Source organism: Paenibacillus sp. W4I10, from assembly GCF_030816325.1.
GTDB classification, from domain to species: Bacteria; Bacillota; Bacilli; order Paenibacillales; family Paenibacillaceae; genus Paenibacillus; species Paenibacillus amylolyticus_B.
This window is the reverse complement of the sequence record NZ_JAUSXX010000001.1, coordinates 3,114,358-3,128,730: the sequence shown is the minus strand read 5'-3', so window position 1 is coordinate 3,128,730 and position 14,373 is coordinate 3,114,358. Positions and strand designations below refer to the sequence as shown.

Below are 14,373 nucleotides of genomic sequence, written 5' to 3'. Positions count from 1 at the left end.
AGCATAAGGGGGCATATCAATGGTTAAAAAGTGGATGGTGACTACGCTAAGTGCATTGCTGGCGCTAAGTTTGGCAGGTTGTTCTGCTGACAGTGGTACTTCGGCAAATAGCGAATCGGGGACCAGCGGGGAGAATGCCGGAGGGAAAACCAAAATCATATATTGGACACCGGACCGCCATGATGCTGATTTTATGAAATCCAAGATCGATGAGTTCAACCAGACGAACAAGGACAACATTGAAGTGGAGATGACCGTGATGGGGGACAACTATCCACAGGCGGTCGATATTGCTTTTGCCAGCAAGCAGGCACCCGATGTGCTGCAAGTTAATGATTTTCAGACATATTATCAGAAGGGGTATCTCGCCCCGATCGATGGATATATGAGTGATGAGATGAAGGCCGTGTTTAAAGACAGCTTGATTGAAAATAAAAACACGATTGATGGAAAAATATATTCCCTCCCCAATACAGGGCAGGTCTGGCGGCTTGTGTATAACAAGGATATTTTTAAAAAGGCAGGGATCGAGAGTCCGCCAAAAACGTTGGCTGAGATGGTTGCGGATGCCAAAAAAATTACCGAAGTTGGTAAAAGTGAAGGCATTTATGGCTTTGCCAGTCCGTTCAAGAGCAGCAGCGGTTTCTGGAGAGCAGCCAATACAATTGCAGGTGCAAGCAATAATGTTGGTATTGATGGTTACAACTACAAGACAGGCCAATTTGATTTTGGGATGTACAAGGATATCGCAATGGCGCTTCGTCAGATGAATCAGGATGGCAGCATGCTGCCAGGGGTTGAAAGTCTGGACATCGATCCGCTCAGAGCCCAGTTTGCTCAAGGTAAAATCGGAATGTACATTAACCACTCCGGTGAACCAGGTGTATATAAAGATCAGTTTCCTACAAAAGAAAATTGGGCAGCGGCTCCTGTGCCAACAAATGATGGAACGATCAAGGGCGCTTCACAAGTCATCGGGGGCTCCTACATCGGCATCAATGCAGATTCTGCCAAAAAGGAAGCGGCATGGAAGTTTATGGAGTATGTGTACAGCACAGATCTTCAGAGTGAGTATTACGAAAAAGGATACGGAATCTCACTGATTCCTGCTGTATTAAGCTCTGACAAAAAACCAAGCATTCCGGGCATTGAAGGTTTCCTGCCCAAACGTTATGATGCCATTTTCCCGGCAAATCCAAGTGTGGTAACCGAGAGTTCACTGGAAGGCACCAAATGGAGTGAGGCTTTTTCAATCTTTGTATTCACGGGTGGCGATCTCGATGCTGTGATCAAGGATCTGGATATAAGGTACAATGCAGCTCTGGAGAAAACCAAAGCAGCAGGACTGACCAACATAACTGCTGATCCATCGTTTGATTCTTCCAAACTTCAGGGTAAATTGTCCACAGAAGACTAATAAACGTTCATAGCGGCCGTGGTTTAACTACTTCGGTCGCTTATTCACAAGGAAAGGGGAAAAGAAAAATGATTATTAATCATGCGTCTATCGATGCACATATCGTGAACGAAACGAGTTCCCGCAAGATCTTGGGTATGGGCGGTACATTAATGATGGTGGAGGTTACCTTTGCTAAGGGTGGTATTGGAGAAGTTCACTCTCATGATGCGCACGAGCAGGTCAGTTATATCGTCAAAGGCAGCTTTGAGGTTCAGGTCGGTAAAGAAACTCGCATCTTAAAAGCAGGAGACAGCTTTTATGCCGGTTTTAACGTCCCGCATGGGGTCAAGGCACTGGAGGACTCCGTCATTCTGGATGTGTTTACCCCGTTCCGTCAGGATTTCCTTGAGGCATCCCAATGAGCGATTTTTACCTTTCGGCAACGGATCTGCAACGGGCTGCCCAATATTATGAAAAACATTTTCCGGAAGAAGCCCGAAATTCGCTCACGATTGCCAATCGTGCCATCCTGAATGAATTTATCGTTCCTTATACCAACGATCTGAATCGCTGGATTCCGATGGGGACACCTGTGGACTGGCTTCACAACCCGACCAATGATCTGGAGTTCACATGGGGCATCAATCGACACTGGCATATGCTCGATCTGGGCAAGGCGTATCTGATGAAGGGCAATCCGCTATATGTAACAGCATTTATTGACCACTTCCGTAGCTGGAGACAGCAAAACCCGGTACCTGTAAATCTGGTTTACGACGAGGCTGTGTTCTTTCAAAAACCCGGTCCGTGGCGCCTGCTGGAGACGGGACTACGTGTACAGTCCTGGATATCGGCATATAAATATATGGAAGCGAGTTCACTGATAGACGAAGGCTTTCAGGCGGAGTTTCGACAAGGTCTGGACGAGCACGCCGAGTTTTTGACCCGTTACCTCGGCAGCACGGAAATCAATCATGCCATTATGCATATGCAAGGGTTATTCATGATTGCTACGTTCTACCACCAGCACCCGCGAAGTCCATACTGGCGTCAAGTGGCGATGGAACGTCTTGAGCTGTGTTTGCTGCATCAGTTGGGTGAAGAAGGAATACAGGTTGAACTGACAACACATTACCACAATGCCAGCATCGAGATGTTTGGCACGCCTTATCGGTTGGGCGAGATTTCAGGGCATCCTTTCTCGGCATGGTATGCCCGCTGTCTGCGCCAAATGACTGCATTCACCGAGGCGCTGATCCGACCAGATCATCAGTCTACCGGTATTGGTGATTCGGATTGGATTGGCGATGGACGACAACGACTGACCTTGCTTGGCGCGATCCTGGACGATGCTGATTTGATGGCTCGCGGAACGGAAAGCTCGGAGTGTCTCTGGTTGCTGGGTGTGGAGAAATATGAGCGATGTCTCCGACTACAGGCTTCTTCTTCTCCGGCGTTGTCGACCCGAGCTTTCCCGCAGACAGGATATTATGTCATGAGGGACAAGTATCAATATCTTTTTTTTGATGCGGCTGCCATGGGCGGAGCACACGGACATGCGGATGCGCTGAATGTGGAGTGGATGTGGAAGAACCAGCTTTTCTTCACGGACACCGGACGTTATACGTATGAAGAAGGGAAATGGCGTCGGTACTTCAAAAGTACGCGGGCGCACAATACCGTCACGGTGGATGGTCTGGATCAGACACCTTATCTCTCCACACAGCAATGGGGTGAACCGGAGGCTCAGGTCACAACGTTACGTTGGGAGAGCAATGACAGCTATCACTTCATTGATGCTTCGCAGGATGGTTATACGCATTTGTCAGATCCAGTTACACATCGTCGGTGGATGCTGGCAGGGGTGGAAACCCCTATACTACTAATTGTGGATTGGCTGGAGGCAGAAGCAGAGCATACTTTGGAGCAACGTTTTCACCTGCATCCGCAAGCGGATATTGTGTTGAGGATCAATGAAGCTGGAGAAATGATGGCGGATATGAGCTATGAGGCATCTTCCATAACGCTGACGATGCAATGGGTTACGGCAGGCATAGGGAAGGGAGCCTTCGCGTTGACGGAGCAGCCCGGCTGGGTATCTGAGGTGTATGGTTCCAAGTCGGAAACATCGGTCATCCAGGGCAAGACTGATTTCTCGGGTAAAGTGGGTATTCTGACGTTGTGCCTGCCCGCGGATCATACAGACCAGGTTACACGTGTTACCACATGCCAACTGGAACCTGACCTGATGAGATTGGCATTATCTTATGTGCAAGGTGAGGAAAAAGGGTATATTGTGATTGACAACGAAACACTGCAATGGACGAAAGAACAGAAATAAAAAACAGTGAAGCAGGAGCAGATGCTCGCACTTGGCGAACATACACTCCTGCTTTGTCTTATCCATTCATTTGACTTTCCTTTTTCTTTTTACTCTGGCGGATTTTTGCGAAGCGGGCCTAGGAATGGCTGGCTTTCTGGACGTTCCGGGAGGTCTGTTACGATATATCCATAAGGCGTACTCCAGCGGTTGAGTGATGGCTTTATAATAGATGTCCCGCTCACCGATGCGAGCGAATACTTCACGCGCAGGTTTGGGATTAACTTCAAGCAGGTAGATACGTCCGCTTCTGTCAATCGCCAAATCCAGCGCCAGCTCACATAGGTCCCCATACGTATCTTCCAGAAACGAAGCAACATCAATGCCAAACGTTTCTGCAGTTGTGTTAATTTCTGCCCGGAGGTCGTCATCTTCGATCCATTGCTTCATGAGTCGGTTCATCGCTATTGCCTGACCGCCGCCATGCAGATTGGAGGTCACGCTTTTTTCTGCACCCATGCGTCCAGCACATCCAGTAAGCTCCCATTGTCCTTCACCGTTCTTCTGAACGAGCATGCGATAATCATGCACACGTCCATTCGGAAGCTGAAGTTGAATGCCCTTTTGTACAAGATACTTGTCTTTCATGTTCCAGTGCTGGAGCAACGCGCCAAGTCGTGATAAATGAACTTTACGTGGAGTGATGATACGACGCTTCTGATCCCGCCCCTGAACAAGCACCGTATTAGCCTCGCTACTGCTGCGTTCAATGCGCAGAATACCACGTCCGCCTGTTCCATTAATGGGTTTGAGATAGACCAGAGAAGAAACTTTGAGCATCCGGTTTACATCGGACATATCCTGAAATAGAGCGGTTTCCGGCAGGTGTTCACGAAAGTTTGCTTTTTGTAAAAGGGTCTGGTGGATGGTCCATTTATTGCGCAGTGGCCTGTTCAGAAAGAGCAGATGCCCATATTTCTCACGAAAAGCAAGCAATTGCTGGAACCTTCGGTTACGCTGAATCCGGCAGCGATCAAAGATCAGGTCCGGGAATGATCGCCACTCCCTGGACCAGCCTTTTCCCTCATGAAAAACCATGGCTTCAATTTGTTTGCCGCCGGGGTGTACGTCGGCTGGTGTGAATACATAGATATCGAGTCCCCGCTTGCGCCCTTCAAGAATCATTCTGCGATAGACGCTTCGTTCTTCAAGAGCGCGATGTTCATTTAAGTACAACGTCATAATGCCCAGAACAGGTGAGGACACAAACAATCACCTTCTTTTTGCAGTATTCCTGTCTATCATCGTTTGGACTGACGGGCAAGATAAGCGCTGTAGTGAAATATACGTTCCAATGACCGCCGTCTGATCTGTGGTTCATCAAACTTCATGGGCTTTGCGTTGGCTTCGAAGAACCAGAGTTCCCCCAGGTCATCAATGCCCAGATCCATGGACATTTCTCCGAGCGTGTAACCTGATCCCCGTTCTACCTGTCTTGCGATCATTAATGAAGTGGATTTCACACGTTTCATCAGGGTTGTTGACATTTCTTCGCCAAAAAGCTCGGTCAGCAGCTTCTCAGGGTCTTCTACGCTCCCGCCGCGCGGTACATGCGTTGTAATGCTGCGGGAGCCAGCAAGTCTCGCTCCTACACCGGTTACGCTCCATTGGCCCTTGGTGTTCTTTTGTACAAGAACACGCAGATCGAAGGGGCGTTTACGAGAGGAGGCCAATTCAATGCCTTGTTGCATGATATAGGGCGTATGTCCGGTTTCTTTGCGAATTCGTGCCCATAACTTGGCAAGTGTAGATGTTTTATAGGTCGTGCTTCTACGTGTGGTTTGTATTTTGAGTCGATAGGGAAGCCGTTCTTTTTCCTGGAATTTAAGCATCATGATTCCTTTGCCAGCTTTGCCGCTCTCGGGCTTAAGGTACAGATAGGGATACGCCCGTAGAACGGCACCCAGAGAAGAAGCACTTCGCATCCGCCGAGTATAAGGGATCAGTTGCTGAGTCGATTTGGACTTCTTAAGCCATTCGAACAGATCCCATTTGTTGAAAAAGAATGGGTTATACAGTTCGATTCCTGATTGCATGCATTCGTCAATTTTGCGCTGAACGGAAGGTTTTCTTTCGTCTTCCCGGTTGGGAATACGATTGTACAGAACATGGGGAAGGGGGAAAGGTTGTGAAACCCACTTTCCACTCCCCTTGTTGTACGTATATCCTTTCACGGTGGGACCACTCACGTTCAGATCCCTTACAGTCACAATGTACACCACGTATCCCATGCTCTCGCCTGTCTGTAAGATATCCTGAAAATTTTGATGATTTCCCCTGAACATGCGCTGTTTATCATGCATGGTCAAAACAGCAATGACAGGTTTGAAATCATCATGAAGGCTCATCAAATTTCTTCCTTCTTCCGGAACTTGCTCAAATACAGGCAGTGTTCCAAGATGTGCTCCACCGACGATTTGCCCTCCACCCGGAGTGAAGGGTGACGGAAAATGGAGCGCCCGGGTTTGGGCGTTCGCTTCGAACATCCATACATGTTCCTCCTGATCAATGCCCAGATCAAAGCCAATCTCACCAATCAGATGCTGGTGCTGGGTTTCAATCGCCTGGGCCAGTGTAATAGCGACGGATTTGGCATGCTGAAGAACTTCTCCCGCACGATCGCCGAAGTTGCGACTGAGCGCCTGCTCAGGAGTCATTAGGGAGCCGCCATTTTTGATGTGTGTTGTGACGCTGCCACGTCCTGCCTTTTTGGCTCCAATCCCGACAACAACCCATTGATTGTTACCATTTTTGTGCATGTGAAAACGGAAATCAATTGGACATTCATCAATCTCAATTAGACGTATTCCCTGCTGAACTACATATCCGCGTAGCTGTTTGCCATGTCTTCCCTGAAGCATGCGCATCAGACTGTTGAAGGACCCAAAACGCAGGAGTGCATTACCGCCTTTTTTGCGATAACGTGCGAAATATCCACGTTTGGGCGAATAAGTCAGGCGATAGATCCCGTTCCCCAGACTTCCTGCAGTAGGCTTATAGTAGACGAACTGATGGCGTTCCAACATTTCCTTCATCTGTTCAACGGACGGATTGGTAATTGATTCAGGGATATACCTTCCGGCTGTTGGTTCATTCTCCAGCAATGTATAGATATCCGATTTGTTGAAGAAGCTCCAGTTGAAAAAAGGAATTTTCCGACGGATAAATCGTTCCCGCAGTTGGTTAATGGCTGGTGAGAAATCTGAACGACGGCTTGGTAACCGGTTGTAGACGACATCGGGCAGAGGTACCGTTTTGCGGGTAAAGCTTCCGTTATCATTCAGAAAAAAACCGGATACCGTCTCATTCTGCCAATTGATATCCCGGGGAGTAAAGGCATAAATATAGGATTTTCGGCTGCCCTCACGGAGTAACTGTTTAATGAAACCAGTACGGGAACCGAATGGATTCGTGCTCGTCGCAGGCCCATCAGAGAGTACGCCGATCAGTGGACCTAACTGGACCTCATCATTTTGCAAATTCCGGAGATAAATACTGCCCCGTTTGGGAACGTTCATCATATTACGGATACCTGAAGCGAGATACAGATGTTTACCTGCTTTTTTGATTGGTTTGATCGTTGCAGGTACCCGGTCACGCCCGAAGCGAAGGTGCACCGTTTTTTTGCCGGACAGGTTGAGGCTCTTCATTAAAGCGTTGGATACATAAACCACTTTATCCGGTTGCTTGGTGAAATGCAGATTGCAAAAGGTCAAACTCATGATTTATCCTCCTATCCTGAAAAGATCCTTGGGCTCCATGGCAAGCGGGCGCTGCGGGCCTCAGCCGCCGTGAATCGGGATGGGTTTCAGGCCAGCTTTGCTGGATGTATTCGGCAATTTCATTGGACGAATGACGTCCGTGAGAACATGTTGTTGCAACAGATAACGGGCATAGGCAAGCGGCCGGGTATAAGTCAGGGTATGCATGCGTCGGTCGCCCGCTTCTGCGAATGAGGTGCGGCCTGGTTTGGAGTTGACTTCAATTAGCCAGAGTTGGCCCTCTGCATCTGCTCCGAAATCAAGCCCCAATTCGGCTAACCTGCCGAAACGGCTTTCCAGCAGGGTGGGGATAAGAGTAGCAGTCTGCCGGATGCTCTTCAGCAGAGTTTCCGTGCGGATCGTTCCATATCGCTGGAGCAGATATGCGTGGGCAGGATATGCTTTACCCCCACCGTGAAGATTGGACGTGAGTGAACCTTCGGGTCCTTCCCGTACCATACATCCGGTAAGAGTCCAGCGACCTTGCCCATTCTTTTGCATTAGAGCCCGTATGTCGAATGCTCTTCCATGATGGCTAAGCTCCAGATATGGCTGCACGATCATCTTACGCTCAGCCTGATGTAATGCTAGCCAGGAAGATACAGCCTGGGTATGGTTGAATGTAAGAAAAAAGGGTTCATTGTCCTCGTTACGCCCTTCCACGATCCATGTTGATGGAGTCGTGCCCTGAGACAGGCGAAAGGTATTTTTGCCATGAGTCCCGGATACCGGTTTGAAGAACAGTCCTTTGGGCCAACGGTCCAGCCATGTTTCCCAAGGAATATGCGATCCTATCCGGGTTGTGGGAGCAAGCTGTGACCTCAATTCAGGATTTCGGGACAACACACGATGTACCTCCCATTTTCCTGGAAGGGAAGCAGACCAATAACGGTGTTGATCTGTGCCGTTGGTTGGTATCCATTCCTTAAGCTGTTGTCTGACGTACCTGGAGATAGGGCGAAGACAACGATCCATAATGAGATCGACTGCAGGAACAGGTACCGAATTCCACTTCCCTTGATGGTAGGCATATCCCCATTGAAGAGGGAGATGGACTGCATCATTCGATATTGGGATCACAATAATCTGAAGGGCGTATCGCATACTCCCCAAACTGAGACGACGGCAGAAAAGTTCATCTGTAAAGGGAGGTGAGCCTTCGGTTGCACGTACCAGAATGGCCAATGTCTTGGTCTGAGATGATGGAAACATTACGCTGCACCTCTCCTCTATCAGATTTGTTCCAATAAGGAACAACTTTTCAAAAACCCGCCAGGTACGTAGAATATTCAAGCATGGCTTTGACGGAAGGGCGGATTTTGCTCTCACTCAGTGGTGTATTATCATTCTTGGATGGTTTGGAGTTGACTTCGAGCAGCCATACGCGCCCAGTGGTGTCCAGAGCCAGATCAATACCAAGTTCACCAAAATGAGCAGGGATGGCACTCTCGATCCCTTTTGCGATATCCAGTGCTGCGGTGTGCAATCCTGCATACGCGGAAGCTTTGGCTGATCCAGACAACTGTGTTTTGGCAACAGCATCCTTGACGGTGCTGAGACTTCCACCCCGTGCCAGATTGGATACGTAGTGACTCCCGCCTGCAATCCGGGCGACGATGGAGGTTACACTCCATTTACCTGTACGGTTTTTTTGCACGAGCGCACGGAAATCCACGGGTCTGCCACTGTTGTCAATGAGAGTCAGCCCTTGTTGGATCTGATAACGCGTTGTTTTCATTTTCCCAGACATACTGGCATACAGTTTATCCAGAGAAGTATACGTTTGTTTCCGGGTACCCCCGACGCCAGTCGCCAGAGTCAGGAAGCTTCCGTCCGTCTGACGTGAGACCCGGATGATCCCTTTGCCCAAAGAACCGCGTACGGGCTTCAGAAATACAACCGGATGTCGGTTGCACATCGTCTTGAGCATGGCGGACGTCTTGAGTAAATGAGACTCGGGAAGAACTCGTTTAAGCGTTGAAATGGACTTGAGTGCGTCAAACACTTCGTTTTTGTCCAGAAACTTTTCATTGAAGGTTTGCGTGCCGTAGAGCGATTTTACTTCTTTCATAAAATGCTGTACGCTAGGTTTGTTCTCAAGCTTGCGGGACGTTAGCCGGTTATTGACGACGTCTGCTACAGGCAGAACAGTCTTTTTCCACCCGTCATCATACACCCAGCCTTTCATATAACCCGTTACCGCTCCAATATCCTCCGGTGTGAAAAAGGATACATAGGCGCCTTGCTTACGGCAGGCGTTCACCAGTTCTTGACAGAACATCGTGATGGAGCCAAAGGGCCGATCGGGCTGATCGGGATAATCCTGGCTAACCAGTACACTGATGTAGGGGCCAAGGCGAAGCGTACGGCTGGCTGAACGATAGGATACCCTCAGGACCGAACGTGGAACGAGACCGGTCTTGCTGGCAACTGTCTGATTGATGCGCAGTCCGTCATACCTTGGTACCGGAATAACAGTGACTTCGCGGCGGAAAGAGCCAAATTGCAGCTGAAGCGGCCTTCCTGAAGGGATTTTAAGCGCCTTAAGCACCCCTTCGCCCAGCATGATGACGTCGTCCTGCAGGATGCCCGAGCCGGTAACCTGAATCGTTACTTTTTTAGTGGACATCACGGATCTCCTTCCGGGCGGCAACTTGATGTCTGATCTCGAAGTTGAACGGCATCTGAACATGGCATGTGCTTCATCATATGAGGACATATAACCCTTGGTGATTGACCCATATGGATTAAATGCATTGATTTCGAGGCAGGTTATGGATGGCCTGTTTCAGATCGCCCTTGTTTGACAGCGAAGAAAAGCGTGTATTAACACGGATGAACAAACCAATCTGAGGAGGAATAATAGTGAACATTTATGACAAAGCCAATGATTTGGCCAAAGCACTGAGAGAAAGCAGCGAGGTGGAAGAGATTACTTCCGCGATGAAGCTGATTGAAGCTGATCCGGATGCAAAAGCAATGCTGGATAACTTCCGTGATCAACAAATGGAATTGCAACAACGTATGATGAGCGGGGATATGCCAGCTCCGGATGAGATGGAGAAAATGGAGAAACTGTTTGAAGTACTGAGTTTGAATCTGAACATCCGTCGCTTGTTTGATGCGGAGCGTCGCCTCAGTGTCATCATTGAAGACGTGAACAAAATTATTGCTGATAGTCTGGGTCATCTGTACGGTGGCGCTGAAGCGTAAAAAGGTAGTTCAAAAAGTCCACTTTTGATTACGAATGGTGCCTAGCGGCATCATCAGCATCGAATATGAAATTCAGCCGAAATAAGTGTGGGCTTACGAAGGTTGTTTCCTGCGGAAACATTGCGGTTGCTCACGTAGTTGTCCTACGCTCCGCTACTCCATTTCTAGCTTCATTCCATCTTCTCGGTACTGAAAACTGATCTTTTTGAACACGTACTAAAAGGTTGTCTTGTTTTTTTACCTGAACCTTTCATATTAGCTCCTTATCGTTCATAGACTAGACATATAGAGTCGATCAAGAACGAAGGAGCTGTGAATGGTGAAGAGGTTGAAAAAAGCAAAACATGTGATCTATCTGCTTATTGCGTTGTCGATGCTGGTCATTGCACTGCCGCGGATTTCCTTTGCTGGAGGAATGGACTGGGTTAATATTTTTGGCATCGTATGGGTGCTGTTCTCTTTATTAATCGTTGGTGCACATCTGCATTTTATTCTCGGTGTAGATGAAGAGAAGAAGCGTGCACTGGAAGCCGTTCGCCGGGCGAAGCTGCGGCAGTGGGAGATGAAACTGCTGGACAAGCAGGAGCGGAGCGAGTCTGTATAAGGTACAGTATGAGATCCAACATGGAAGACCGGAATCCCTTAACACAAGGGGGCCGGTCTTTTTTGGTACATACAGAATTAGAGGTTAATCAGATGATTAAATTCAGATGGCGAACTTGCCTATGAGAATGGGGGAGGGGTGGGGTTATTTTCCTAAAGCCGTGTTATAATAGATACAGTATAGTACAGATGCATCTTCGGGGGTGGTACAGTTGGACGGACAGGAAGAGAACGTAACGAAGCATGAACAGTTACTTCAACATATTGAACAACTGAAGGTTGGCAGCAAAATATCAGTACGTGGACTTGCGCGGGAGCTGGGTGTAAGTGAAGGGACAGCATATCGTGCGGTGAAAGAGGCGGAGAACTTCGGGCTGGTCGTGACCAAGGAACGAATTGGAACGGTGCGGATCGAGAAGAGACCTCGGGGCATGTCGGAACAGTTGACCTTTGCTGATGTTGTGACCATTGTGGAAGGCCATGTGCTGGGGGGGAACGAAGGTCTCGCCAAACCGCTGCACAAGTATGTGATTGGTGCGATGAAAGAACAGGCAATGGCCCGTTATATTGACGCTGGGAGTCTACTGATTGTAGGTAACCGTGAAGATGCTCACTCGCTTGCCCTCGAACAGGGAGCGGGCGTGTTGATTACGGGTGGTTTTGGGACAAGTCGTGAAGTAAGAATTATGGCTGACGAGCTTGGGCTACCGATTATTTCATCCAGACATGATACATTCACAGTTGCTTCAATGATTAACCGTGCGATCTTCGATCGGCTGATTAAGAAAAAAATTATGCTTGTTGAGGATATCATTGGTCAGAAACCTCGCTTGCAGGTATTGAAGGTCACCAGTTCAGCCGCAGATTTTCATATGTTGGTTTCGGAGACGGGTGAACACCGCTTCCCGGTGGTGGATGAATGGAACCGGGTCATCGGCATTGTGAGTCTGAAGGATGTCAGTGAGCTGAAAGAAGATCAAAGTATTGAGAAATGTGTGATACGCCGCCCGATTACGGCCTCATTGCAGACATCTCTTGCTTCTGCTGCCCAGATTATGACTTGGGAAGGCATCGATTTTCTGCCAATCGTGGATCGGAACCGCAAACTGATTGCGTCCGTCACACGCAAGGAAGTGCTTCAGGCCATGCGGGATGCACAGAAGCAGCCACAACTGGGAGAGACGTTTGATCATCTGATCTGGAACGGGTTTGCCGAGGAGCGCGGTGAGCAGAACGAACTGTTATTTCACGGATTCATCATTCCTCAGATGGCAACGGATCTGGGTACGATCTCCGAAGGTGTTCTGTTGAATGTGATGACACAGGCTGGCCGGCGGGCAGCGTGGGATGTTACAGGGAACGACCATGTGGTGGATAATGTAACGACGTATTTTGTTCGACCGGTACAGATTGAGGATCAAATCCTGGTTCGACCGTTAATTCTGGAAACCAGTCGTCGAACGTGCAAAATGGACATTGTGGTTACCCGTGAAGGCAGTGTGGTATGCAAAGCGGTAATGACATTGCAGTCGATTGACCATGCCTAGCAGGGTACGTTGACTCGGGCATAAACAAAGAGAGTACTCCCTGATCGAGAAGCTCTGCCAGGTTGCGCTGTCGCGCGGTTCTGGCAGAGCTTAACGAAGGGGAAGTACTCTCTTTTTGCAAACACAACCATAGCGCTTCAACAAATCATGCAGATTGTCCGGAAGTTTTTCCTGATCCATTACTGGATCGTTGTTGAAGCCGGGCATAATAACTGCGGTTACGTATTCCGGCAAATACATTATACGCACCCATAATCAGAAATAGCGCTTCCACAACCACAGATAAAGTGGAACCCGTGAAGACAAACATCAGGATCAGCGCAAGCACAACAAGCATGCCACCCATCCAGATATTTGTCCACGAACGGTACAGACCGGCGCTGGCAGCATCCGAGCTTCTGTGTGAACGAATACTGTTCAACGCTGCAAAAACCATGGCAACAGCAAAGATGGCAATTAGAGCATATTTGAGTACATCAATGAACACAAAGACGCAGCTCCTTTTCTGGAAAGCATTTACTGCCCTTATTGTACCATGGAGAGATGCAGACAAGGGCAGATTTTTGCTGTTACGCAGGAACGTGCATGCGAATCTGTACCCAAACTTGCAGTACGCCTTCCATAACCAGCATCGTTTTGACCTGAACGGTGTACTCCTTTTCCCTGACCGAGTACACTTTCTGATTCAGCATGATTCTCGTCATTTTGCTATACTCATCGATATTGAATACATCTCTGCCCCGAAGTACCTCAAGTTCGTCTCCGAGCTTCTGTAACATCACTTTCAGAGAAGCCTCATCTGGCCCCTTATCCGATTCTTCTGCACGGACCTTGATTTCCTTGATAACGGTTTGGCGTTTACTGTATTTTTTCAGCGTTTTGATATCCTCCTCATTCTGATGCAGCTGAAGCTGCAGCTCCTGATTGTTCAGCCACAACGCATTGTAACTCAGGTGAAATACGCCGTTGTAGACGACACATCCAGCGATCATTCCCAGAACAAACACAGCGGTCATTCGCATCAGCGGGCGGTAACGGGAAAATGGCGGAATTCTCATGAACGCTGTTCCTGTCTCATATTAGCTCCGGCCTCCGCCGCACACCCATTTCACCAGCTCGGTTCCCATATGCGCGCCCATAAAAGCAGAGATCAGATACAGGATTTGTTTGACCGCCGGAGACAGGTTACCATCCAGGAAATTGCTCTCGATGACACGCATGGGATCTATTGTCCCGCCAACAGCGGCTGCGAGTGCCCATATCTTTATTTTTCCAGAAATATCGAGCATCGTCTGTGTCGGAGGCTGAAGAGAGATCACTGCTCCAATACCTCCGATCATCGCGCCGCCCAGCACGATTCCAAACGCAATAAAGAAATCAAGAATGGCTTTGGACAAAAATGTGCTCACTGGCAACACCCCTTTCAGACCTAGCAGCACACCTCCTGTCTTCGGTCTGTCACAGGGGGAG

The 14,373-nt window shown here is 48.7% G+C and carries 13 protein-coding genes and 1 pseudogene; 6 read left to right on the top strand and 8 right to left on the bottom strand.

Annotated elements, in window-relative coordinates; translation table 11 throughout:
* Window positions 1-19 precede the first annotated feature (19 nt).
* The 3 genes from QF049_RS13875 to QF049_RS13865 all read left to right on the top strand — a co-directional run bounded on the left by QF049_RS13875 (window position 20) and on the right by QF049_RS13865 (window position 3,740).
* On the top strand, window positions 20-1,417 hold the full coding sequence (locus QF049_RS13875; RefSeq protein WP_307538117.1) for an ABC transporter substrate-binding protein: 1,398 nt from the start codon (window positions 20-22) through the stop codon (window positions 1,415-1,417).
* A 68-nt stretch (window positions 1,418-1,485) separates the two neighbouring features.
* A complete protein-coding gene (locus tag QF049_RS13870) occupies window positions 1,486-1,821 on the top strand; it encodes a cupin domain-containing protein (protein WP_307538115.1) in 336 nt (111 codons plus the stop codon).
* Window positions 1,818-3,740, top strand: coding sequence for an alginate lyase family protein (locus QF049_RS13865; RefSeq protein ID WP_307538113.1), 1,923 nt, complete (start codon window positions 1,818-1,820; stop codon window positions 3,738-3,740). Before QF049_RS13870 ends, QF049_RS13865 begins: the two co-directional genes overlap by 4 nt.
* 66 nt (window positions 3,741-3,806) lie before the next feature.
* Here QF049_RS13865 and QF049_RS13860 read toward each other — a convergent pair whose 3' ends face one another.
* From QF049_RS13860 to QF049_RS13840, 5 genes and pseudogenes are all read right to left on the bottom strand, one after another.
* Window positions 3,807-4,985, bottom strand: coding sequence for a YheC/YheD family endospore coat-associated protein (locus QF049_RS13860; protein ID WP_307538110.1), 1,179 nt, complete (start codon window positions 4,983-4,985; stop codon window positions 3,807-3,809).
* A 35-nt stretch (window positions 4,986-5,020) separates the two neighbouring features.
* Entirely contained in the window at window positions 5,021-6,127 is a 1,107-nt protein-coding gene (locus QF049_RS13855) for a YheC/YheD family endospore coat-associated protein (protein WP_307538108.1), read from the bottom strand.
* Window positions 6,127-7,501, bottom strand: a pseudogene (locus tag QF049_RS13850) (YheC/YheD family endospore coat-associated protein). The gene QF049_RS13855 and the pseudogene QF049_RS13850 overlap by 1 nt, the downstream one beginning before the upstream one ends.
* A 60-nt stretch (window positions 7,502-7,561) precedes the next feature.
* Window positions 7,562-8,752 carry a YheC/YheD family endospore coat-associated protein gene (locus QF049_RS13845; RefSeq protein ID WP_307538106.1) on the bottom strand — a complete coding sequence of 397 codons (1,191 nt, stop codon included), beginning with the start codon at window positions 8,750-8,752 and terminating at the stop codon, window positions 7,562-7,564.
* 49 nt (window positions 8,753-8,801) lie between these two features.
* Window positions 8,802-10,169, bottom strand: a complete 1,368-nt coding sequence (locus tag QF049_RS13840) for a YheC/YheD family endospore coat-associated protein (protein WP_074094376.1) — start codon at window positions 10,167-10,169, stop codon at window positions 8,802-8,804.
* Window positions 10,170-10,405: 236 nt separating this feature from the next.
* Between QF049_RS13840 and QF049_RS13835 the strand changes: the two genes are divergently transcribed.
* The 3 genes from QF049_RS13835 (at window position 10,406) to QF049_RS13825 (ending at window position 12,903) form a co-directional block, all read left to right on the top strand.
* A complete protein-coding gene (locus QF049_RS13835; protein ID WP_036609862.1) occupies window positions 10,406-10,753 on the top strand; it encodes a YlbF/YmcA family competence regulator in 348 nt (115 codons plus the stop codon).
* Window positions 10,754-11,072: 319 nt separating this feature from the next.
* On the top strand, window positions 11,073-11,357 hold the full coding sequence (locus tag QF049_RS13830) for a hypothetical protein (RefSeq protein WP_085981456.1): 285 nt from the start codon (window positions 11,073-11,075) through the stop codon (window positions 11,355-11,357).
* Window positions 11,358-11,568: 211 nt separating this feature from the next.
* Window positions 11,569-12,903: a DRTGG domain-containing protein gene (locus tag QF049_RS13825; protein WP_036609860.1), complete on the top strand. Its 1,335-nt coding sequence runs from the start codon at window positions 11,569-11,571 to the stop codon at window positions 12,901-12,903.
* A gap of 145 nt (window positions 12,904-13,048) precedes the next feature.
* Here the strand turns inward: QF049_RS13825 and QF049_RS13820 are convergent, their stop codons facing one another.
* From QF049_RS13820 to QF049_RS13810, 3 genes are all read right to left on the bottom strand, one after another.
* A complete protein-coding gene (locus tag QF049_RS13820; protein ID WP_150365730.1) occupies window positions 13,049-13,390 on the bottom strand; it encodes a YtpI family protein in 342 nt (113 codons plus the stop codon).
* Window positions 13,391-13,472: 82 nt separating this feature from the next.
* Window positions 13,473-13,961: a sporulation membrane protein YtrI gene (locus QF049_RS13815; RefSeq protein WP_017689500.1), complete on the bottom strand. Its 489-nt coding sequence runs from the start codon at window positions 13,959-13,961 to the stop codon at window positions 13,473-13,475.
* A 21-nt stretch (window positions 13,962-13,982) separates the two neighbouring features.
* Window positions 13,983-14,312: a YtrH family sporulation protein gene (locus tag QF049_RS13810; protein WP_026081169.1), complete on the bottom strand. Its 330-nt coding sequence runs from the start codon at window positions 14,310-14,312 to the stop codon at window positions 13,983-13,985.
* Between the last annotated feature and the right edge of the window lie 61 nt (window positions 14,313-14,373).